This window comes from Deinococcus sp. YIM 134068, assembly GCF_036543075.1.
GTDB classification, from domain to species: domain Bacteria; phylum Deinococcota; class Deinococci; order Deinococcales; family Deinococcaceae; genus Deinococcus; species Deinococcus lichenicola.
Map to the genome: position 1 here is coordinate 96,601 of NZ_JAZHPF010000008.1, position 21,622 is coordinate 118,222.

At 67.1% G+C, this 21,622-nt stretch carries 21 protein-coding genes; 12 read left to right on the forward strand and 9 right to left on the reverse strand.

Features of this window, described 5'->3' with window-relative positions:
* The first annotated feature begins 38 nt into the window (after positions 1-38).
* Positions 39-377 (forward strand): FUN14 domain-containing protein, encoded by a 339-nt coding sequence (locus tag V3W47_RS10070; RefSeq protein ID WP_331825074.1) that lies wholly within the window; start codon positions 39-41, stop codon positions 375-377.
* A 283-nt stretch (positions 378-660) separates the two neighbouring features.
* Here V3W47_RS10070 and V3W47_RS10075 read toward each other — a convergent pair whose 3' ends face one another.
* From V3W47_RS10075 to sdhC, 4 genes are all read right to left on the reverse strand, one after another.
* Positions 661-1,416: a succinate dehydrogenase iron-sulfur subunit gene (locus V3W47_RS10075; protein ID WP_331825075.1), complete on the reverse strand. Its 756-nt coding sequence runs from the start codon at positions 1,414-1,416 to the stop codon at positions 661-663.
* A gap of 90 nt (positions 1,417-1,506) precedes the next feature.
* On the reverse strand, positions 1,507-3,258 hold the full coding sequence (sdhA, locus tag V3W47_RS10080; RefSeq protein ID WP_331825076.1) for a succinate dehydrogenase flavoprotein subunit: 1,752 nt from the start codon (positions 3,256-3,258) through the stop codon (positions 1,507-1,509).
* Positions 3,259-3,294: 36 nt separating this feature from the next.
* Entirely contained in the window at positions 3,295-3,672 is a 378-nt protein-coding gene (locus V3W47_RS10085; RefSeq protein ID WP_331825077.1) for a succinate dehydrogenase hydrophobic membrane anchor subunit, read from the reverse strand.
* The gene (gene sdhC / locus V3W47_RS10090; RefSeq protein WP_331825078.1) at positions 3,669-4,028 is read right to left on the reverse strand and encodes a succinate dehydrogenase, cytochrome b556 subunit; all 360 of its coding nucleotides are present in this window, start codon (positions 4,026-4,028) and stop codon (positions 3,669-3,671) included. The genes V3W47_RS10085 and sdhC overlap by 4 nt, the downstream gene beginning before the upstream one ends.
* 291 nt (positions 4,029-4,319) lie before the next feature.
* On the opposite strand from sdhC, the gene V3W47_RS10095 reads away from it, so the two are divergent.
* A complete protein-coding gene (locus V3W47_RS10095; RefSeq protein WP_331825079.1) occupies positions 4,320-4,664 on the forward strand; it encodes a hypothetical protein in 345 nt (114 codons plus the stop codon).
* 424 nt (positions 4,665-5,088) lie between these two features.
* Here the strand turns inward: V3W47_RS10095 and V3W47_RS10100 are convergent, their stop codons facing one another.
* From V3W47_RS10100 to V3W47_RS10110, 3 genes are all read right to left on the reverse strand, one after another.
* Entirely contained in the window at positions 5,089-6,012 is a 924-nt protein-coding gene (locus V3W47_RS10100) for a DMT family transporter (RefSeq protein ID WP_331825080.1), read from the reverse strand.
* A gap of 113 nt (positions 6,013-6,125) precedes the next feature.
* The gene (locus V3W47_RS10105; RefSeq protein ID WP_331825081.1) at positions 6,126-6,647 is read right to left on the reverse strand and encodes a pyridoxamine 5'-phosphate oxidase family protein; all 522 of its coding nucleotides are present in this window, start codon (positions 6,645-6,647) and stop codon (positions 6,126-6,128) included.
* A gap of 125 nt (positions 6,648-6,772) precedes the next feature.
* Positions 6,773-8,029 (reverse strand): MFS transporter, encoded by a 1,257-nt coding sequence (locus V3W47_RS10110; protein ID WP_331825082.1) that lies wholly within the window; start codon positions 8,027-8,029, stop codon positions 6,773-6,775.
* 102 nt (positions 8,030-8,131) lie between these two features.
* On the opposite strand from V3W47_RS10110, the gene V3W47_RS10115 reads away from it, so the two are divergent.
* The gene (locus tag V3W47_RS10115; RefSeq protein WP_331825083.1) at positions 8,132-8,422 is read left to right on the forward strand and encodes a hypothetical protein; all 291 of its coding nucleotides are present in this window, start codon (positions 8,132-8,134) and stop codon (positions 8,420-8,422) included.
* Positions 8,423-8,576: 154 nt separating this feature from the next.
* Here the strand turns inward: V3W47_RS10115 and V3W47_RS10120 are convergent, their stop codons facing one another.
* Both V3W47_RS10120 and V3W47_RS10125 read right to left on the reverse strand, forming a co-directional pair.
* A complete protein-coding gene (locus V3W47_RS10120; protein WP_331825084.1) occupies positions 8,577-9,332 on the reverse strand; it encodes an RluA family pseudouridine synthase in 756 nt (251 codons plus the stop codon).
* Positions 9,332-9,910 (reverse strand): NADPH-dependent FMN reductase, encoded by a 579-nt coding sequence (locus tag V3W47_RS10125; RefSeq protein ID WP_331825085.1) that lies wholly within the window; start codon positions 9,908-9,910, stop codon positions 9,332-9,334. Before V3W47_RS10125 ends, V3W47_RS10120 begins: the two co-directional genes overlap by 1 nt.
* A 232-nt stretch (positions 9,911-10,142) precedes the next feature.
* Between V3W47_RS10125 and V3W47_RS10130 the strand changes: the two genes are divergently transcribed.
* The 9 genes from V3W47_RS10130 (at position 10,143) to V3W47_RS10170 (ending at position 21,543) form a co-directional block, all read left to right on the forward strand.
* Positions 10,143-12,431, forward strand: coding sequence for an endonuclease MutS2 (locus tag V3W47_RS10130; protein ID WP_331825086.1), 2,289 nt, complete (start codon positions 10,143-10,145; stop codon positions 12,429-12,431).
* A 128-nt stretch (positions 12,432-12,559) separates the two neighbouring features.
* Positions 12,560-13,552 (forward strand): hypothetical protein, encoded by a 993-nt coding sequence (locus tag V3W47_RS10135; protein ID WP_331825087.1) that lies wholly within the window; start codon positions 12,560-12,562, stop codon positions 13,550-13,552.
* Positions 13,553-13,786: 234 nt separating this feature from the next.
* Positions 13,787-14,275, forward strand: coding sequence for a GreA/GreB family elongation factor (locus V3W47_RS10140; RefSeq protein WP_331825088.1), 489 nt, complete (start codon positions 13,787-13,789; stop codon positions 14,273-14,275).
* Between the two features lie 91 nt (positions 14,276-14,366).
* On the forward strand, positions 14,367-15,905 hold the full coding sequence (gene lysS, locus V3W47_RS10145) for a lysine--tRNA ligase (protein ID WP_331825089.1): 1,539 nt from the start codon (positions 14,367-14,369) through the stop codon (positions 15,903-15,905).
* Positions 15,906-16,181: 276 nt separating this feature from the next.
* Positions 16,182-17,429 carry an ABC transporter substrate-binding protein gene (locus V3W47_RS10150; RefSeq protein WP_331825090.1) on the forward strand — a complete coding sequence of 416 codons (1,248 nt, stop codon included), beginning with the start codon at positions 16,182-16,184 and terminating at the stop codon, positions 17,427-17,429.
* 97 nt (positions 17,430-17,526) lie between these two features.
* Positions 17,527-18,651 (forward strand): carbohydrate ABC transporter permease, encoded by a 1,125-nt coding sequence (locus V3W47_RS10155; protein ID WP_331825091.1) that lies wholly within the window; start codon positions 17,527-17,529, stop codon positions 18,649-18,651.
* Positions 18,648-19,514 (forward strand): carbohydrate ABC transporter permease, encoded by an 867-nt coding sequence (locus V3W47_RS10160; RefSeq protein WP_331825092.1) that lies wholly within the window; start codon positions 18,648-18,650, stop codon positions 19,512-19,514. Before V3W47_RS10155 ends, V3W47_RS10160 begins: the two co-directional genes overlap by 4 nt.
* Before the next feature lie 134 nt (positions 19,515-19,648).
* Positions 19,649-20,815, forward strand: a complete 1,167-nt coding sequence (locus V3W47_RS10165; protein ID WP_331825093.1) for a sensor histidine kinase — start codon at positions 19,649-19,651, stop codon at positions 20,813-20,815.
* A 332-nt stretch (positions 20,816-21,147) separates the two neighbouring features.
* Entirely contained in the window at positions 21,148-21,543 is a 396-nt protein-coding gene (locus tag V3W47_RS10170; protein ID WP_442877216.1) for an NADH-quinone oxidoreductase subunit A, read from the forward strand.
* The last annotated feature ends 79 nt before the right edge of the window (positions 21,544-21,622 follow it).

Here is a 21,622-nt window from a genome sequence, read left to right on the forward strand (position 1 = left end):
ACCTGCAAGAGGTGGGAAATTACTCTGCTCCCGTTCCCGTGCTTCCCGACACCCTCTCCACCGCGCCCCTCGCCCACGCCCTCCACCCCCTCCTCCCTGGCCTGAGCGTCGGCACGCTGCTCGGCTTCGCCACCGGCCTCGCCCTGAGAAAGCTCGGGCGGGTCGTCCTCGTCGCGCTCGGCCTGCTCGTCCTCGCCGTGCAACTCCTCGCCTTCCATGACCTCCTCACCGTGAACTGGACGCGCGTCCAGTCCCTTGCCGAACCATTGTTCCAACGACAAGAAGGCGGAGCGTGGTTGCTTGACATTCTGACGGCGCGGCTGCCCTTCGCGGGGGGATTCACGGCGGGGCTGCTCGTGGGGCTGAGGAAGAAGTGATGGGTGATGAGAGGAGACGCGGCCTAGTCGTCACGTTCCCTCTCTGCGCCCATGCTCGACATGAACCAAAACTTGGTCAGAAAGAGGACTTTTGTCGTCTGACAGATGGACGAACGTTGCTCGTCACCCCTCTCCCCGGCCCTCTCCCGCAAGGCGAGAGGGGGAAAAAGAGCCTGCCTGCCACAAGTCTTCTTTTGCCCATCAAAAGAAGAGAGGCGGCAGGCCACAGCCCTCGCCCCTCCTTGTTGTTGCTGATTGCTGACGGCTGAGAGCTGACCGCTCCCTACGCCTGCTGGTACATCACCGCGCGCTTGACCTCCTCGATCAGTTGCGTGATCGGGATGTCGCGCGGGCAGGCTTCGGTGCAGTTGTAGGCGGTGCGGCAGCGCCAGACGCCCGTGTTCTGGTTCATGATGTTCAGGCGCTGATGGGTGGCCTGGTCGCGGCTGTCGAAGATGAAGCGGTGCGCCTGCACGATGGCCGCCGGGCCGAGGTACGAGCCGTTGACCCAGAAGATCGGGCAGGAGGTCGTGCAGCACGCGCACAGGATGCAGTTGCTCGACTGCGCCATCCGCTCGGCGAGTTCGGGCGATTGCAGCCGCTCCCCGGCGGGCGGCGGCGACTCGTTGATGAAATACGGCATGATCGCGCGGTAGGCGTCGAAGAACGGCTCCATGTCGGTCAGCAGGTCTTTCTCGACCTTCAGCCCGCGAATGGGTTCCACCGTGATCGTGCCGCCGTCTTTCACCACGTCGCGCAAGAGCGTCTTGCAGGCGAGGCGGTTGCGCCCGTTGATCATCATCGCGTCGCTGCCGCAGATGCCGTGCCCGCACGAGCGCCGGAACGTTAGCGCGGGGTCCACGTACCACTTGACGTAGTTCAGAACGTCCAGCACGCGGTCGGCGGGCTGCGCCTCCACCGGGTACGTCTCCCAGCGGGCCTTCTTGTCCTTCTCCGGGTTGAAGCGAAGAATCTTGACCTTGATGTTCACCATCGCCACGTTCGGCGCGGGATTCTCGGGGGGGTAGTAGTCGGGCATGGGGTTCCTTTGTTGAGAGGGCTTGTAGCTTGTGGCGTGTAGAACGACAGGCTTTTCTCTACAGGCCACAAGCCACAGGCCACACGCCAATCAGTACACTCTCGGCTTCGGCTCGAAGGCCCGCGTGTAGCCCTTGAGGGCCACGTCCTTGTAGCCGATCAGCACGTTGTCGGGGGTGTTCAGGTCCTTGTAGGCCATCGTGTGCTTGAGCCAGTTCACGTCGTCGCGCTCGGTGTAGTCCTCGCGGTCGTGGGCACCGCGCGACTCCTTGCGGTTCAGCGCGCTGGCGGTCGTGGCCTCAGCGCAGTCGAGCATGAAGCCGAGTTCCAGCGCCTCCATCAGCTCGCCGTTGTAGCGCGTGCTGGGGTCCGAGACGCCGACGTGGGCGGCGCGCGCCTTGAGTTCCTTGATGATCTCGACCTGCCGCTCCATGTCCGGGCCGTTGCGGAAGATGCCGACGTTGTTCATCATCGACTCCTGCAACTCCTTGCGGATCATGGCCGAGTTCTCCTTGCCGGAAGCGTTCCGCAGGCGGCTGAAGACCTCCTCGGTCTCGCGCTCGGGGTTCTCCGGCATCTCGGCATACTCGGCCTGCCGGGCGTACTGCGCGGCGAAGATGCCCGCCCGCCGCCCGAAGACGATCAGGTCGCCCAGCGAGTTCGTGCCCAGTCGATTCGCCCCATGCAGCGACACGCACGCCTGCTCGCCCGCCGCGTACAGGCCCTCGACCGAGGTGCCGTTGCCGTCCGCGAGGCACAGCCCGTTGATGTCGGTGGGGATGCCGCCCATCGCGTAGTGCGCCGTCGGCTGGATCGGCACGAGGTCCTTGATGGGGTCGAGGCCGAGGTACGTCCTGGCGAGGTCGGTGATCTCCGCGAGCTTCTGCTCGATGGTCTCTCGCGGCAGGTGCGTCAGGTCGAGGTTGATCGCGTCCTTGTCGCGCCCCACGCCCCGGCCCTCGCGAATCTCGGTGATGATCGAGCGCGACACGATGTCACGCGGCGCGAGGTCCTTGATCGTCGGCGCGTACCGCTCCATGAACCGCTCGCCGCTCTCGTTGCGCAGGATGCCGCCCTCACCGCGAATGCCCTCGGTGACGAGGATGCCCAGCTTGGCGAGGCCCGTCGGGTGGAACTGGTAGAACTCCATGTCCTCCAGCGGCAGGCCCTTGCGGTAGTACAGGCTCATCAAGTCCCCGGTGAGCGTCAGCGCGTTCGAGGTGATCTTGAAGATGCGCCCGTACCCGCCCGCCGCCAGGATCACGGCCTTCGCGTGGAAGGTGTGGATCTCGCCCGACGCGAGGTGGTAGGCCACCACGCCCCGGCAGCGCCCCTCCTCGATGATGAGGTCGGTGACGTGGAACTCGTTGTAGAAGTTGGTCCCGGCCTTCACGTTCTGCTGGTACAGCGTTTGCAGAATCATGTGCCCGGTGCGGTCCTTCGCGTAGCAACTGCGCTCGACCGCCGCCTTGCCGAACTCGCGCGTATGTCCGCCGAACTTGCGCTGGGCGATCTTGCCCTCCTCGGTGCGCGAGAACGGCAGGCCCATGTGCTCCAGCTCGTAGACGGCCTCGATCACGTCCTTGGCAAAAATCTCCGCCGCGTCCTGATCGGTGAGGTAATCCCCGCCCTTGATGGTGTCGAACATGTGCCATTCCCAGTGGTCCTCGGCGACGTTGCCGAGCGCCGCGCCCACGCCGCCCTGCGCGGCCCCGGTGTGCGACCGGGTGGGGTAGAGCTTCGTGATGCAGGCGACCGACACATCCCCTTTGGCGGCGTAGAGGGCGGCCATCAGTCCCGCGCCGCCCGCGCCGACCACCAGTACGTCATAACGATGGTGCATATGCGTCCTTTGACCTCAGATTCGGATGAGGGCTGCTCAGATCGAGAACAGGCCGACCGTGCCCAGCGTGAAGATGACGGCGGCCACCGTGTAGAAGATCGTCTTGACCCAGGCCCGGTTGGGCCGCGAGCGCACGTAGTCCTCGATGGAGTAGCGCGCGCCGTTGACCCCGTGCAGCATGGAGAGCGTCAGGATCGTCCAGTCATAGAGCTTCCACGCGGGCTGCTGAAGTTTGTTCACCACGGCGATGTACGTGGCGTCGGCCTCGCTGACCTGGATGAACGTCATGTAGATGTGCCCCAGCACGAGGAACACCAGGACCAGACCGCTGATCCGCATGAAAATCCACCAGTTCAGCTCGGCGTTGGAGTGCGCCTGCTGCTGGGCGTCCGTGTAGGTGCGGGCGCGGATCATCCCTCACCCCCGAGCAGTCGCCCGATGACGATGAAGGCGGTGTAGGCGGTCGCCAGCAGCGTCAGCCCCAGCACGCCCCAGAACATCTGCCGCTGGTACAGCACGCCCATGCCCGTGAAGTCCATCATGATGATTCGCAGCCCGTTGAGGGAGTGATAAACCACGCCCGCCGTCACCGCGATGAGGCCCAGGCTGAAGATCGGCAATTCATAGGTCGTGTGCAGCGCCATATAGGCCTGCTCGCCGAACATGAACAGGCTGATGCTGATGACATGAATCAGAAAGTAGGCCAGAATCGCCAGCCCGGACAGGCGGTGAAGCATCCACGCCCACTGTCCCTCTCTTCCTCGGTACATTCCTCGTCCTCCTCGTGCGCCCTCGCGCCCGTGCGCGGCCCGCCGCTCAGCACCACCGGACCGCCTCTTTTGCCGTGTGGGTGAAGCCTCACACCACTTGTTGAATCCAGGCCTTCAGACGCTCCACAGAATATCATCCCGCCACACTCCCCCTGCGGCGGGCATTCCAGTCGGCGGGACACCCTCTGTCACTTCGTGAGTGAAGTTTCAATGGGGGCGCAGTTCTCCTCACAATCTGGGACGTTCGCCCCATGTCATACACCGTCCACATCCCCGCGCTAGGGTGCGGCCATGACGAAGAGCGGTGCCCCCACGCCCCCCCCGCCGAACGAGGCCGAGTATGCCCGCAAACTCGCCCTCGCCATCCTGAGCACCCTCCAGACGAAGGGCCTGCTGAGCGCCGCCGAGGTGGACTCCATCCTGATCGCCGCCCGCCGCGCCGCGCAGGGTCAGGCGTCCCCGGTTCCGGCTCCAGCAGCCGACGCCCGACCCGCGCCCACCCCCTTTCAAGTGACGGTGCAGCCCGCGCCGCCGCCCGGCAACCTGTCGTGGCACACCGTCACGCCCCCGGTGGAGAAGAAGGAAGAGGGAGAGAAAGAGAAGGGGCATCCAGTCATCGACATGACTCTGGATTGATGGGCGCTGGATTGATGGGCGGGGGCAGTAGAGCGGGTCACACGCCCCCTCACCCCAGCCCTCTGCTTCGCAGCTCTGCGGGTCTCCTACGAGGGGAGAGGGAGAAATAAGCCTTCGCCTTCGCTCTTTTCCTCCTCTCCCTTGAACCCTTGATGTGCAATAAGAAGCGAGCGTGCCAGATGTGCTTTGTTCTCCCTCCCTCCTTGTGGGGGAGGGTTGGGGAGGGGGGTAGAGCACCGCTTGTCCTTCTGTCAGACGATAAAAGTGCTCCTCTTGCCCAATTCGCAATTCGCATCAAGCGTCCCCTGGGGGGAGGTTGGGACTGGCACAGCTCCGCAGGAGAGGGGGTGAGCGAGCTTGGCAACCCAAAACACGCGCCCGTCACTCCCCCCATACAACTACCGCCAATACGGTAAACACACTCTTACCCCCGCCCTTTCGCTCCACGCCCCGGCCAGTTCGCCAGGGCCGCCCCCGCCAGGATGACGAGTGCCCCCAGCCACACGGCGGAGGGCAGGCGTTCGTGGAGGACGGCGGCGCTGAGGACGAGGGAGACGGCGGGCGCGAGGGTGTTCCAGACGCTTGTTCGGGCGGCCCCGAGGACCTGCGCCCCGTTCGCCCAGGCGAGATAGGCGACGACGTTCGCGCCGAGGGCGCTGAGGACTATCCCGGCCCACGCGAGGGGCGGCACGTCGCCGGAGATGGACAGGCGCGGCAGCGCCCACACCACGTAGGGCACACACCCCAGCGCGAGGCTGAAGGCCACGAAGGGCAGCGTCCCCAGCCGCTCGGTGAGGGGCCGGTTCCAGAGCGTGTACAGCGCCCACGCCGCCGCCGCACCGAGGACCCACGTGAGACCGCCCGGCGTGACTGCCGCTCCCGGTTGCAGTGTCAGCGCGAGCAGCGCCACCAGCCCCGCGAAGGCGAGCGCCACGCCCACCCCCTGCCGCCACGAGGGCCGCTGGCCCAGCAGCAGCCCCAGCGGAATGACGAGCACGGGCACGATGCCGCTGACCAGCCCCGCCACACCCGCCGGGTTGGCCCGGATGCCGCTCAGGAAGAACGCCTGAAACAGGGAATTGCCCAGCAGCCCGACGAGCGCGACCTGCCCCCAGGTACGCGCGTCCCAGCGCGGCCAGCCATGCGAGCGGACAGCGAGGGCGACGAGAAAAACACCCGCCACGAGGAAGCGCCCGAGGTTGATCGTCTCGGCGCTGAGGTACTGCAAGACCACCTTGAGCAGCACCACGTTCGCCCCCCACAGCGTCACGGTGAGAAGGATGCCCGTCAGCGCCCACCGGACCTGGGAGGCTCCGGCGTGGGTGGAGGCGAGCGGGGGAGAGGTCACAGGGCCGAGCATACGTCCCGACTCCCCCCGGCGGTTCGGCTGGGCGGGACGCGGGGCAAAGGGAAAAGGGCGCGGGCCTCAGCGCCCACGCCCCTCCTTCCCTGCTCAACGGCTCAGAACTTGACGGTCTCGTTCGTGCCCAGGTCGGTGGCGGGTTTGCCCGTGATCGCCGCGCGGGCCTGCGAGAACATGTTCTTGAGCTTGCCGTCGCTGCCCCAGAACTCCCCGCCCGTCGCGTTGATCTTCACGAGCTGGATGGTGGGGTCGTCGATGCCGCCGGGGAAGTACGCCTTGTAGCCGTCGCTCCACAGCTCCTCCAGCTTGGCGCGGTCCTCCACCAGCTCCGCCGTGCCGCTGATGCTGACGTAGTTGCCCTTGTCGGGGTCGGAGTAGCTGACGTTCACCTGCGGCTGGGCGCGCATGGACTGGACCTGCTTGGTGTCCTTGCCGCCGAGGAACCACACGTCGCCGTCGAACTCGGCCTGCTGGGTCGTCATCGGGTGCGCCTGAAGGTGCCCGTTCTCGGTGATGACGGTGAGCATCGCGAACTTCACGTCCTTGATGATCGCGGCCATCGCCTTAATGGATTCCTCGCGGCTGAGGTGGTTGCCCTCGCTCTCGTTCACATGGCTCATGGCCCGAGCATGTCACGGTGCAGCTCATCCGCTTTGGTCACGTCCGCACCGTCTAAAGATTGCCGTCAGGCCGGGTGAGGCTGAAGGGGACCGCTGACCGCTGACAGCTGAAAGCTGATTGCTCCTCACGTCGCCGCCCGCCCCCGCACCGCCTCCGGCACGTTCCGCACCAGCACCACCCCGGCGAGGAAGAACAGCGCGGCGATGCCGAAGACGAGCGTGTAGCCGAGGTTGCCGCCCTGCGCGTTGCCCCAGTCGAGCAGGGCACCCTGCGGGGCGCTGCTCATCTGCGGGGCGACGAAGGCGACGTGCCAGATGCCCATGTCGCGGGCGTAGCTGCTCGCGCTCGGCATGGCGTCGCTGCCCAGCGCCCAGTCCACGCTGGTAAAGGCCCCGAAGCCCAGCCCGAAGCACGCGGCGAGCGCCAGCGCCACCGGGTAACTCGGCGCGAGCAGCAGCAGCAGCGCGGCAGCGGCCATCACCGTTCCCGCCACATAGATCACCGGCTTGCGCCCCACGCGGTCGCTCAGCCGCCCGCCCACGAGCGCCGAGGCGATACTTCCCACGATGATGCACACGAGCATGATGGAGGTGCTCGTCTCCGCGTCGCGCTGCGCCAAAACGTCGGTGTTGTAATACTGCAAGAAGGGCTGCACGCTGTACTGCCCCAGCGCGAACAGCACCCGCGTCACGAACACCCAGAAGAAGGGCTGATGCGCGAACAGTTCCCGCCAGGAGAGGGTCGGTCCCCGCGCCGTCTGGATAGCTGTTCCCCCCGTCTCCGGCACCCCCCGCAACGTGACGAGCGCCGGGATGAGGAGCACGGCGGCGATGAGGCCGAACGAGACGAGGACGGGCAGATTCAACAGGCCGACCACGAAGGCCGCGACCGCTCCCAGCAACTGTCCCACCGCCTGCAACATCGCCATGACGCCGCTGTATCGTCCGCGCTGCTCCGGCGGCACGAGTTGGGGGATGAGGGCGCTGTACGGGGCTGTCGCGTAATTGTTCCCGAATTGCACGAGCAGGAAGCCGAGGACATACACCCAGAAGCCCCCGACGCCGCTGAGCACGCTCGCCGCGAACGCCATCACCGCCAGGCCCGCCAGGTTGACGCCCACCCCGAGACGGATGTAGGGCACCCGCCGCCCCGTGCGGTCGCTGTGTGCCCCGACGAGCGGCGGCAGCACGAGCGCGATTACGGCCCCGATGAACAGCAGGACGCCCAGGTAGGTGCCCTTCTGCTCCTCGCCGACGAAACGCACCACGTTGGCGGGCAGCAGGATGAGGAGCAGCAGCAGCCAGTGAAACGCCGTGCCGAACCAGAAGGCGGACAGCACCCACGGGCTGGGGCGGGGGGCCGCAGGGGAGGAAAGGGTCATGTGGAGCGAGTATAAGCGCGGCTTTACGGCCCTTTTACAGATGTGGGCAGGTGTGGGCGGCGCAGTAGTCAGGAGGGGTGGGGGCGCGGCAGACTGCCCCCCATGAACCTAGAGGATGCCCTGCTCGCCTTCCGCGCCTCCTTCACCTACGACCACCCCGAGGGCCTCAGCATCGACTCACGGGTGGAGGGCGGCACCCTCCGCGTGGAAGTTCGCAATCAGGACGTGGATGCCCTGCGCGGCTTCGACGTGGTGGCCGAGCCGCTTCCCGGCGAGGACCGCGACGCCGTGCAACTCGGCGAGGACGTGGCCCGCGTGGTCGAGCAGGAATTGATGTACGGTCAACTGTCGGCCCAGGATGAGGAGGGCAAGTTCAAGCGCGTGGTGGTGTGAGGTTGGGCGGGGATGATGTTGGAGAAGGGCGAGCGGTGCTCGCCACCCCTCTCCCCAGCCCTCTCCCGCAAGGGGAGAGGGAGAAAACTGGCTGACGCTCGTGCTCTTTTAGCCCCTCCCCCTTGAGGGGGGAGGCCGGGAGGGGGTGAAGCCTTTACGCCAGCCCCTCCCAGAACGCCCGCAAATCCGGCGACAGCGGCACCTCCGCCGCGAACTGGGTGCCCGCCCAGGGAAAGGCGATTCGCGCGGCGTGGAGAGCCTGCCGGGGCAGCAGCAGCCGCGCGGTGAGGTCCGGCGTCTGCCCGTGCTCCATGAAGTCGAGGAACGCCTGCGGGTCGCGCCCGTAAATCTTGTCGCCGACCAGCGGCAGGCCCAGGTGTGAGAGGTGGGCGCGGATTTGATGCAGCCGCCCGGAACGCGGGTACGTCTCGATCAACGTGAAGCCCGCACGCCGTTCCACCACCCTGAAGTCGGTGACGGCGGGCCGCCCGTTCGGTACGACCGCCTGACGGATGGCAATTTTGTTCGCCCCACCCAATCCCAAGTCTCCGAGCGGGGCGTCCAGCGTGTGCCGCTCCCACTCCGGCTCTCCGTGGACGATGGCGAGGTACGTCTTGCCGACGACGTGCGTCTTGAACAGGGTGAAAAAGCGCCGCGCGGCATCGGTGTCGCGGCTCAGAAGTTGAGTTCCGCTCGTCTCTCGGTCGAGGCGGTGCGGCGGGGCGAGGTCGGGTTCCCCCGTCTCCGACCGCATGAAGGTCAGCACGTCGGACACATCCACCCGCGCCCGCACCGGATGGGTGAGCCACAGCGCGGGCTTGTGGACCACGTAGAAGTCGGGATGCTCCACGACGACGCGCGGTTTCTCCGTGGGTGGCAGGAGGGGTGTCCGTGAGACGGGAGCCGTCATCAGACCTCCCAGATCGAGCGGTAGGGGCGGTCCCTCAACCGCTGGGCGAGGTCCACGCCGCGCTCCACCACCTGCGCCAGTCGTCCCGTCAGCCACTCGCCTGGCACCTCGTCCGCCGCCCACTCGGCAGAGGTCGCGTACACGAAATGCGGGTTGACCACGCAGCGGAAGTCGGTCATCAGCCCGAAGGCGAAGGCCCCGTGGCTGAGGTAGCCGTGGGCCAGCCCGCCCGACACGAGGAACGTCACCACCCGGTCGAACCATGCGCCGTGCAGTCCGCGCTCGGGGTCGGTGCTGCCCGTCAGCTCGACGAGGCTCTTGGCCTCCGACCCCAGACCCCAGTTGTACACGGGCACGGCGAGGAACACCCCGTCCGCCTCCCGGATGGCCGAGTGGTACAGCCCCGCGTGCGGGTGGGCGTAGCAGGTGTCGTTGTCGAAGGGGGGCAGGGGCGTCTCCCGGAGGTCGAGGAGCGTCACCTTATGTCCCGCCGCCCGCAATTGCGCCGCCGTCAACTCCGCCATCCAACGGCTGCGGCTCTGGGGGTCGAGGCTTGTCGACAGGACGGTGAACTTCACTGGAGGCAGGGTAGCAGCGAAGTTCTCCCTCAACTCGTTCCTGAGCGCCGTTCGAGCATAGGCCCTGTTGACGCGCTGTGTTACGTCTCCGTGAGGGAGGAGAAAGCCCACAGCCTTCGTCCTGTGGGTCAACCGACGCAACTGCTCGCCCACGCGCCGACGCTCAATCCTTTACCTCTCCTAAGCCACCCGGCGCACGTTCCCTCCCCGGACCCGTTGTTATGCTCCCCCCGTGCCGTTCGACGCCCGTGCCCTGTCCGCCCTCGACTTTCCTCGCATCCGCGACGCCCTCGCCGAGCGCAGTTCCACACCGCTGGGGATAGAGCGGGCGCGCGCCGTGATGCCCTCGACCGATGCCGGGCGCGTGGCCCGCGAACTCGACGAGGTGGAGGACGCCCTCTTCGGCGTCAGCCTCAGCCTGGGCGGCATCGGGGACATCCGCGACATCCACGCGCGGGCGGTGGACGGGCGCGTGCTATCGGGGCAGGACCTCCTCAACGCCGCCTATGCCCTCGACGGAGCGATGTCGGTGCGGCGGGCGATCAATGCCAATTCACGCGGCCCGTTGCGGGAGGTGGCGCTCGGCCTCGGCGACCACGGCGAACTCGTGCGGCGCGTGCTGTCGGCCCTCGACCGGGACGGTGCGGTGCGTGACGAGGCCAGCCCCCGCCTGCGCGACCTGCGGCGGCGCATCGAACCCCTGCGCGGGCGCATCCGCGAGCGGCTGGCGGCCACGCTGGAGAAGTGGTCGGACGTGCTTCAGGAGAACATCGTCACCATCCGCCGGGACCGCTACGTGCTGCCCGTGCAGGCGAGCCGGGTCGGGCAGGTGCAGGGGATCATCGTGGACGCCTCGGCCACCGGGCAGACGTACTTCGTGGAACCCGCCACCGTCACGCCCCTGAACAACGAACTCGCCCGCCTCATCCTCGACGAGGAGGCCGAGGTCCGCCGCATCCTCACCGAGCTGTCGGGCCTGCTCGCCTCCGACGCGGACGTGCCCGTGACCCTCGCCACCATCGGCGAACTCGATCTCATCGCCTCGAAGGCCCGGCTGGCGCGTGACTGGCACCTCAACCGCCCCGAACACGTCAAGGGCGGCACCTATGAGCTGCGCGACGCCCGCCATCCCCTGATCGAGAATCCGGTTCCCAACGACATCGAGCTGGGCGAGACGAAGATGCTCCTGATCACCGGGCCGAACATGGGTGGCAAGACGGCGACCCTCAAGACGCTCGGCCTCGCCGTGCTGATGCACCAGTGCGGGATGTACGTGGCAGCGTCCAAAGCTCGCCTCCCCGTCGTGCGCGACGTGCTCGTGGACATCGGCGACGAGCAGAGCATCGAGGCGAGCCTGTCCACCTTCGCCTCGCACCTCAAGCACCTGCGCTTCGTGCTGCGGCACGCCGCACCCGATACCCTCGTCCTCATCGACGAGCTGGGCAGCGGTACCGACCCCGGTGAGGGGGCCGCGCTCGCCCAGGCCATCATCGAGACGCTGCTGGGGCAGGACGCGCGGGGCATCATCACCTCGCACCTCTCGCCCCTCAAGCTCTTCGCGCTGGAAACGCCGGGTCTGAAGAACGCCAGCATGGGCTTCGACCTGGAGGCCCTGGCCCCCACCTATACCTTGCAGGTCGGGCAGCCGGGCCGCTCCTACGCGCTCGCCATCGCCCGGCGCATGGGGTTGCCGGAGAACGTGCTGGGGCGGGCCGAGGGGTTGCTCGGTCCCGACGCGGGCCTGATGGAGCGGATGCTGGAGGGGCTGGAGCGCGAGCGGGCCGACCTCGCCGGGGAGCTGGAGACCGCTGCCACCGCCCGACGCGAGACGGAGGCCGAACTCGCCCGCGTGAGGCAGGAGCGCGAGACGCTGGAACGCCGCCGGGGCGAGATGCTGGCGGAGGCCGCCCAGAAGGCCGAGAGCCTGTACGCCGAGGCCATCGAGCGGGTCCGCACCCTGCGCGCCCGCGCCCAGGAGGACGGTGCCCGCCCACGCGTGATGCAGGAACTCCGCGAACTGCGCTCCGCCGCCCAGAAGGCCCGCCCCGCCCCGCCCCCCGCCCGTGAGGAGCGCGGCGACCCCATCCGCGTCGGCAGCCGGGTGGACGTGCCCGCCTACGGGGCGAGCGGGCAGGTGCTCGAACTGCGCGGCGACGACCTCGTGGTGCAGCTCGGCGTGATGAAGATCGGCGTCAAGCGGCGCGACGTGCGGCTTCAGCCCGAGGCCAAACCCCAGGTCGTCCGCTCCTCCTTCGGGGGCACCGCGCCCTCCCGCTTCGACAAGGAATTGCAACTGCGCGGCCTCGGCGTGGAGGAAGCCGTCGAGGAACTTCGCACCGCCATCACCGAGGCGCAGGCCCTCAAGGAAACGCCCCTGCGCGTCGTCCACGGCAAGGGCCAGGGTGTGCTGCGGAGGTTGCTGCGTGACTACCTCAAGACCGACAAACGGGTGGAGAGCTTCCACGACGCCGAGGCCAATCAGGGCGGGCACGGCGTCACCATCGTGAACGTCCGCGTTTAGGCGGAACCATCAGCACAAAGTAAGCTTGAGGGAGTAGTTCTCCAGTCTGTGTGAACTTCCTCCCGGAGTGGAACGTTGATCTAGACAGATTACGGGTATTGCATAGGAAGCGCCGTCACGATGCCTGGGTGGTCGAACGTTTTGCCTCCTTCCTGAAAGCCGGGGCCGCCGCGCTGGCGCTGGCGCTGCCAACCCTCGCCGCCGCCCAGAGTGCGTCGCCCAACCTGTTTGGGGGCCTGCGGCTGCCCGCCAACTACATGTCGCGCTTTTCCTCGACCGAACTCCTCGCGTCGAACGAGGTGGGCTTCGGGGTGCGGTACTTCCCGCTACCCTTCGACCCCGACATCCGGGTGTCGCTCGCCCGGCAGCCGAACTACTGGGAGTACAACGTCAGCACGCGCCTGAACGACACGACCCTCGCGGCGGGCGTGTTCAACAACGGCGCGACCGCCGCTGCCGGAATCCCGCGCCTGGAGGCGACGCGTGATCCCTTCAAGGGCACCCAGTTCAGCGGTCGCCTTCAGGGCAACGGGGCGTCCTCGCGCTTCACGGGCGGGTACGCCTTCACGGTGGCGAGTGACCGAGTGCGCGTGCTCAGCAACGTGGGCGTGGCCTTCCAGAACGAGGTGGTCGCGCCCTACACCCAGACCGAGGTGGGCGGCGGGTACGGGCGCTCCTTCGGGCGGCTGAATACGGGCTTCAGCGCCACGGTGCGCGCCTTCACCTTTCCCTCCCAGAGGCAGGCGCAGGGCAGCGCCGACTTCTTCGTGAGCGCGAACATCTCGCCCCTGCGCGGGCTGATACTCGACGCCTCGCAGTTCGAGCGGTTCGCGGTCGGCAGCGTGCCCATCGGCGACCTGAGTTATGGGCGCTACGAGGAGACCAACGCCGCCATCACCTACCGCCTGCCCGTGGGCAGCACTCCTCCCGCCTTCGCGCTGGGTGCCCTGCGAACCCGCGTCACCCGCGATTGGACGAGCAAGTACACCTACCTGCGCGGCGACGTGCTCTTCCGTGTGGAGGCCCTGCCCACCCTGATCGGCCCCAGCATTGGCTACCAGTGGTCGCCCGAGGGCACCCCCGACCGCTGGCTGATCAGCGTCTCGTTCCTGCCCAAATAAGTCGGCCCTCCTATGCGGGGGAGGACGGACGGCGCCGCCTGGCGGTCTGTCCTCCCCCACGGCGTTCTTCACGAGAAGAGGAGAGTCTCCCGGCATCTGCCCTGGCAACTCTCCACGGAGACGATTCCGCGTTGCCGCCGAAACACAGCTATGGCAAAATGCTGGGCACTTCCCGTCCCCTCCTTTGGCTCATTCTGGCCCCTTCCTCATCCGCTCTCTTTCTGGAGGACGCCCGTGGTACAAGCGACAAGACAGGTCCGACTCACCCGCGAGGGCTACGCCCGACTGGAGCGCACCCTCGAACAGGAGCAGCGGCGGCTGGCCGAGGCGACCCGCATCCTGCAAGAACAGATGGACACGAGCGCCGACACCGAGGACACCGGCCTGGAGGACGCCAAGCGCGAGAAGATGAGCATCGAGGCGCGCATCGAGGAACTGGAGGACACCCTCGCCCGCGCCTCCATCATCGAGGAACACGGCGGCGCGGGCAGCATCGAACTTGGGGCCATCGTCACCCTGACGAACGAGGCGACCAAAAAGGACATGCGCGTGCAGGTCGTCAGCGCCCCGGAGGCGGCGGTCCTCGGCGGCACCCTTCCCCGCATCAGCGAGGACAGCCCGGTGGGCAAGCAGCTCATGGGACGCAAGCCCGACGAGACCTTTGTGGTCAATCTGGATAATGGCAAGCAGGTGAAGTACCGGGTCAAGAACGTGGAGTACTGAGGCGGAAGACAGAAGGTCGATGGCAGAAGGCAGGGGACTTTCCCGGCTCTCTGCCCGCTCTTTTCCGCCCCCTGCTCCTATACTCCCCCTCATGTCCGACCAGCCCCCCGCCCCCGAAGGTCGCCCAAACGGGCTGCACGAGCAGACGGTGAGCCGCCTGAACAACCTCGACGCGTGGCGTCAGGCGGGCTTCGAGGCGTTTCCGTACCGCTTCGACCAGACCCACCACGCCCGCGACGTGCTCGCTGCCCATCCAGACGTTGAGGCCGGGCAGGAGTGGCCGGGGGAGACCTACGCCCTCGCCGGGCGCGTGACCCTGCTGCGTCACATGGGCAAGGCTGCCTTCGCCGACCTGAGCGACGAGGACGGGCAGATTCAACTGCACTTCTCCAAACAGGACACCGAGGGCTTCGACGCCACCAAGAAGATCGACCTCGGCGACATCATCGGCGTTGTCGGCTTTCCCTTCGTCACCCGGACGGGGCAGCTCACCCTGCGGGTCAAGTCCTGGCAACCCCTCGTCAAGAGCCTGCACCCGCTGCCCAGCAAATTCCACGGGTTGCAGGACGAGGAGTTGCGCGCCCGCCGCCGTTACCTCGATCTGATGGTCAGCCCGGAGCGGCGGGGGGCGTACCGGGTCCGCGCGCAGGCCATCCGCCACATCCGCCGCTTCCTCGACGAGCGCGGCTTCATGGAGGTGGAGGGGCCGACGCTTCAGGTGGTGCCGGGCGGGACGGAGGCGCGGCCCTTCAAGACCTTCCACAACGCGCTCGGGCACGAGTTCTCCCTCCGCATCAGCCTGGAGCTGTACCTCAAGCGCCTCCTCGTCGGCGGCTTCGAGCGCGTGTACGAGATCGGGCGCAACTACCGCAACGAGGGCATCGACCGCACCCACAACCCCGAGTTCACGATGCTGGAGGCGTACTTCGCCTACGGTGACTACACAGACATGATGCGGCTGGTGGAGGAGATGCTGCACGGTCTCGTCATGGAGGTGAAGGGCGAGCCGCGCCTCACGTATCAGGGGCAGGAGGTGGACTTCTCGCTCCCCTTCCGGCGGCTGGACTTCGTGACGGCGCTGCGGGGGGCCGCCGGGCTGGACTTCGATCCCACCGACCTCGCCCGGCTACGCGCCTGGACCGACGAGCGCCACCCCGAGTTGCGGAAGGTGCCCGACTACAAGCTGCTCGACAAGCTGTTCGGCGAGTACGTGGAGCATACGCTGATCCAGCCCACCTTCGTGACCGACGTGCCACTGGCGATCAGCCCGCTCGTGAAGGCGCACCGCTCCCGCCCCGGCCTCAGCGAGCGGGCCGACCTCTTCGTGGCGGGCTTCGAGCTGGCCCCGATCTACTCCGAACTCAACGACGCCCTCGACCAGCGCGCCCGCTTCGAGGCCCAGTCGGCGCGGCGCGAGGCCGGGGACGACGAGGCCCACGAGCAGGACGAGGACTTCCTCCTCGCGCTGGAGTACGGGATGCCCCCAGCCGCCGGGATGGGCATGGGTATGGACCGCCTCGCCATGCTCCTGACGGACAGCGACTCCATCCGTGACGTGCTCCTCTTCCCGCTCCTGCGTCCCGAGGGGCAGGCCCGGTCTGCTGACGACGAGGGTGAGCAGAAGGGCTGACGGGTGGTCGGCACCTGGGTGCCCCCGACGGGGGAAGAAAAGCTTCTTCCACGCTTCCCTGCTCCACTGAAGTGCGAAAAAAAGCTCCTCCACGCGCTTGTGGGAATCCTCCCGCCCTCCAGTCACGGGCTGCTCTGTCATCGTCACGGCAAAAAGCGCCGCCATCACTTTGACAAATGGCCCTCATGGTGGCAGGATGAGGTCCGCAATAAGACACCCTAAACCGTCCCGCCGTAGGTCCACGGTGGGTCGGCGTCCACGCACGGAGGAGCATTCATGAAGAGTCTCACGAAAAAAGCCCTGCTGATCGCCGCCGCCCTCACCGTCACTGGCACTGCGTCTGCCGCCGGCAAACTCGAAATCTTCTCGTGGTGGGCGGGCGACGAGGGTCCGGCGCTCGATGCCCTCGTCAAGCTCTACAAGCAGCGGTATCCGGCGGTGGCCGTGGACAACGCAACCGTCTCGGGCGGCGCGGGCACGAACGCGAAGGCGGTCCTCAAGACGCGGATGCTCGGCGGCACGCCCCCCGACTCCTTCCAGGCGCACGCCGGGCAGGAACTGATCGGCACCTGGGTCGTGGCGAACCGCATGGAGGACCTGCGAAGCGTGTTCCAGTCCGAGGGGTGGACCAAGGTCTTCCCGCAGGACGTGATCACGCTGCTGTCCAGCAAGGGCGGCATCTGGAGCGTGCCCGTCAACGTCCACCGCTCCAACGTGATGTGGTACAACCCCGCCAAGCTGCGGCAGTGGGGCGTCACCGCGCCGAAGACGTGGAACGAGTTCCTGACGACCTGCGCGACCCTCAAGCGCAAGGGCGTGGCCGCGCCCCTGGTCGTCGGCGAGAACTGGACCCAGCAGCACCTGTGGGAGAGCGTGATGATCGGCTCGCTGGGGTCGCAGGGCTGGGAGAGCCTGTGGAGCGGGCGCACCAAGTTCACGGACCCCAAAGTCGTCTCCGCCTTCGCCACCTTCGGGCGCGTGATGGACTGCGCCAACAAGGACGCCTCCGGCCTGAGCTGGCAGCAGGCCTCCGACCGCATCGTGGACGGCACGAGCGCCTTCAACGTCATGGGTGACTGGGCCGCCGGGTACTTCACGACGACCAAGAAGCTTCAGCCCAACACCGGCTTCGGCTGGGCGGCTAGCCCCAGCACCACGGGCACTTTCGTGATGCTCGCCGACTCCTTCGGGCTGCCGAAGGGCGCGAAGAACCGCACCGAGGCCCTGAACTGGCTCAAGCTGATGGGCAGCAAGGCCGGGCAGGACGCCTTCAACCCGCTGAAGGGCAGCATCGCCGCCCGCACGGACAGCGATCTGAGCAAGTACAACACCTACAGCAAGAGCGCCGCGACCGACTGGAAGCGCAACAAGATCGTCGGCAGCATGGTCCACGGGGCCGTCGCCCCCGAGAGCTTCATGAGCGCGTTCGGCGCGATCATCGACCAGTTCGTCGCCAGCAAGAACGCGCAGGGCGCGGCGGCGGCGGCTCAGCAGCTTGCCACGCGGGCGGGCATCGGGCAGTAAAGCAAACCGGGTAGAGGCGGTGGGTTGTGGGTTGTGGGGCCTTCCCTGCAGCCTACAACCCACAACCTACGTCCCAGAGAACCGAGGTGATCCTCCCTTGAAATCCCTGTCCCGTGACCGTCTGTGGTCCATCGCCGTCCTGCTCCCGAGCGTCGTGCTGCTCGCGGTCTTCGTGTACGGCTTCATCGCGCGCACGGTGTATGTCAGCCTCACCGACTGGGGCAACGACCCCGCGCAGGCGCTCGCCCTGGACCCCATCATCCGCTGGGTGGGCCTCGCCAACTATGGGGAGCTGTTCACCGGTTTCTTGCAGGGCCGCTTCCGGCAGGAACTCGTCAGCACCATCTTCTTCACCCTGTTCTTCATCCTGGGGTGCCTGGGGCTGGGGCTGGGCCTCGCGCTCGTGCTGGACCGCAACCCGAAGGGCGAGGGGCTGTGGCGCACGATCTTCCTCTTTCCCATGAGCCTGAGCTTCATCGTGACGGGCACGATCTGGCGCTGGATGCTTCAGCCGCAGGGGGGACTCAACCAGTTCCCGACCGCGCTCGGCCTGCCCGCCGGGTCCTTCGGGTGGCTGAGTAGCACGGACGCGATCTGGCGGTTCGACTGGAACGCGCTGCCGCTCCTCACGGCGTCGGTGGTCGGGCTGGTCCTGATCTTCCTCGCCGTGCGCGCCGCCCGCGCGGGCGACCGGACGCGGGCCATCGTCGCCGGGGCGTGCGCCGCGCTCCTGCTGGGCTGGGCGCTGTTCGTCGGGCCGAACGTCAAGCTCCTTCCCGCCCCCGAACTCCACGGCTTCAACCTCGCCCTGATCGGCATCATCGTCGCCGCCGTGTGGCAGATGAGCGGCTACACGATGGCGCTGTACCTCGCCGGACTGCGCGGCATCCCCGAGGAGCTGCGTGAGGCGGCGAAGGTGGACGGGGCGAACGACTTCGGGATGTACCGCCACGTCATCTTCCCGCTGCTCGCGCCCATCACCCTGTCGGCCATGATCATCCTGGGGCACATCAGTCTCAAGATTTTCGACCTCGTGTACGCGATGGCCGGGCCGGACAACACCGCCACCTCGGTGCCCGCCCTGAACATGTACCTCACGAGCTTCCGCCAGAACCAGTTCGCGCTCGGCGCGGCCATCGGCACGATCCTGCTCATTCTCGTGGCGTTCGTGATCGTCCCGTACCTGAGCAGTTCGTTCCGCAGTGAGGAGGGGCACGCATGACCACCACCGCTCCCACCACCTCCGCGACGCCCACCCCCACCTCCCGCAAGTTCGGGCTGGGCCGCGCCGGGCTGTACGCCCTGCTCGTCATCGCCGCGCTCTTCTTCCTGCTGCCGATCTATCTCCTGATCGCCACGGCCTTCAAGTCGCCGGACGCGATCAATCTGGCGACGACGTGGCAGTGGCCCCGCGCGCTGAACTGGGCGAGCTTCACCGACGCCTGGGCCAAGATCGGCGGGAACATGCTCAACAGCCTGTTTCTCGCGGTGGTCGCCACTATTCTCGCGGCGCTGCTGGGGTCCCTGAACGGTTACGCGCTCGCCAAATGGAAGTTCCGGGGGGCCAATACCCTCTTCGCCCTGATGCTCTTCGGGATGTTCATCCCGTATCAGGCGGTCCTCATCCCCCTCTTCCAGTTCATCAAGAGCCTGGGGCTGTACGGCTCGATCTGGGGGCTGATCCTCGCGCACGTCGTGTACGGCCTGCCGATCACCACCCTGATCTTCCGCAACTACTACGCCGAGGTGCCCGACGCGCTCGTGGAGGCGGCGACCATCGACGGGGCGGGCTTCTGGAGCATCTACCGTCAGGTGATCTTCCCGCTGAGTGTGCCCGGCTTCGTCGTCGTGATCATCTGGGAGTTCACCCAGGTCTGGAACGAGTTCCTGTTCGCGGCGACCCTGACGAATACGAGTTCGCAGCCCGTCACCTATGCCCTGTCGCAGCTCGCGGGCGGGCAGGCGGTGAGCTGGAACCTGCCGATGGCGGGCGCGATTCTGGCCGCGCTGCCCACGCTGCTCGTGTACATCCTGCTGGGGCGCTATTTCGTGCGCGGGCTGCTGGCGGGGAGCGTGAAGGGCTAACCTCCTTCACTCTCACGGGCACGTCTCTTTCCCGCGTGGAGGAGGCGTGCCTTGCTTTGACCCGCCCTGCTGCCGGGGTTGGAAGACATTTCGCCATTTCGTCTCTCACAGGCGGGGTAGACTCCGGGGACGTGATGCCGAGCGCCGATGCCCAGGTGGTCCATTCTCAGGTGGTTTTCGTCGTCTCCCACGACGCCTCGCATGCCGCCCGGCTCGCGCCCATGCTGGGGCGGGTGGAGGTCGTGCCCATTCCCGACGCGGAGACGCTGCTGCGCGAGGCCCACGTGAGGCCGCCCGCCGTGGCGCTGTTGTACACCAACCTGCCCGGCGTGCCGCTCTCCGAGGTGCTGCCCCTGCTGCGCCAGCGCGCGGAACTGGCGGGCACCCACTGGCTCGCGGTGGGAACGCACGGCCTGGGTGCCCTCCTCGCGGCGGGGGCCGACGCCCTGATCAGCGACACGACCGCCCCCGACGCGCTCGCCCTCCAGGTGCGGACCCTGCTCGCCCGCGCCGCCCGGCACCGTGAGCTGGAGGGCCGCGTCGGGGCGTTGCAACGCCGCCTGGAAACGTGGGAACACGAGGAGCGGGTGCGCGACCAGCTCGTGCATATGCTCGTCCACGACCTGAAAAACCCCATCGCCGCCGTCATGGGGCTGCTGGAGGTGGCGGAGGGCGACGACCGGGTGCCCGACGACACGCGCGAACTCGTCAAGATCGCCCGCGACGAGACCCAGCACCTGCTCCACCTCGCGGTGAACATGCTCGACGTTCGCAAGATTCAGGCGGGCAAGATGCACCTGCGGCCCGAACTGATGTTCAGCCCGATGTTCGAGGAGGTGATCGAGCAGGCGCGCGGCGACGTGGGCACCGGCCTGCGCGACCGCGTGGTGCGGGTGGAGGTCGCCCCCAACCTCAGCCCCGCCCGCGCCGACCCCGAGATTCTGCGCCGGGTGCTGGCGAACCTCCTGAGCAACGCCATGAAGCACACGGCCACGGGCGGCCACATCGAAATCAAGGTGCGTCAGGACGGCGACGACACGCTGATTATCGTCCGCGACGACGGCGAGGGCATCCCCGCCGACGACATCCCCAACCTCTTCGCCGCCTTCGAGCAGTCGCGCCTGACTCTGCACGGGCGCTTCGACACGGGCATGGGACTGGCCTTCTGCAAGCTCGCCGTCGAGGAACACGGCGGCCAAATCTGGGTGGAGTCCGTGCGCGGCCAGGGTTCGACCTTCACCTTCACCCTGCCGCCCGCGCAGGACGCGGAGGACGACGACTTCGTGGAGCTGCTGAGTTAGGGGGGAAGAGAAGCATTCGCCGGAGGAAGGCTGAAACGTGTTCTCACTTTTTCCGTGCCAGAAGGCAGGTCTCGGACTTACTCGCGCGAACTCCCTCGTACACCGTCGTTCGAAAGCCACGTGACGCGACCAGCAAGAAGGTTTTGTGCGTCCTGCCGCATCTTCTCCTCCTTGCACGACTCCCCTGGCCCTTCGCCGTCACTGTGGGTTCGCGCGTCGCGGACCGGGCGCTGCCGTGATAAAACTGGGGACGTACCACAGGCCCTCCTCTCGTCGTGTTCAGTCAAGCCCTCTCTTTTTTTCATCTTGCTCGTGCGTTTTTTCACGAGTGTGTGACGGGAAGAGGTTGGGGCGGAAGGGAGCTTCCCATCGAGTACGCGAATTTCGTGATCATGCTGCTGATCGCCATTGGCATCGGGGTGCTGGCGGTGGTGGTGAGCGCCCTGCTGGGGCCGAAAAAGGCCAGCCGCACCAAGCTGATGGCCTACGAGAGCGGCAATGACCCGGAGGGCGGCGGCGTGGGCACGGGCCAGCGCTTCCCCGTCCACTTCTACCTCGTCGCCATGCTGTTCATCGTCTTCGATATCGAGACGGCGTTCTTCTACCCGCTGGCCGTCGCCTATCAGAAGCTCGTGCCCTTCGCCTTCTGGGAGGCCATCACGTTCGTGGGCCTACTGCTCGTGGGCTACTACTACATCCTCAAGAAGGGCGTGTTGGAGTGGGCGTGAACGCTGAGCGTTGTCTAACCGTCAAAAAGTCTGACCGTCTAACGGAGTTGGGAGCTTTTGCTTTTAGACCGTTCGACGG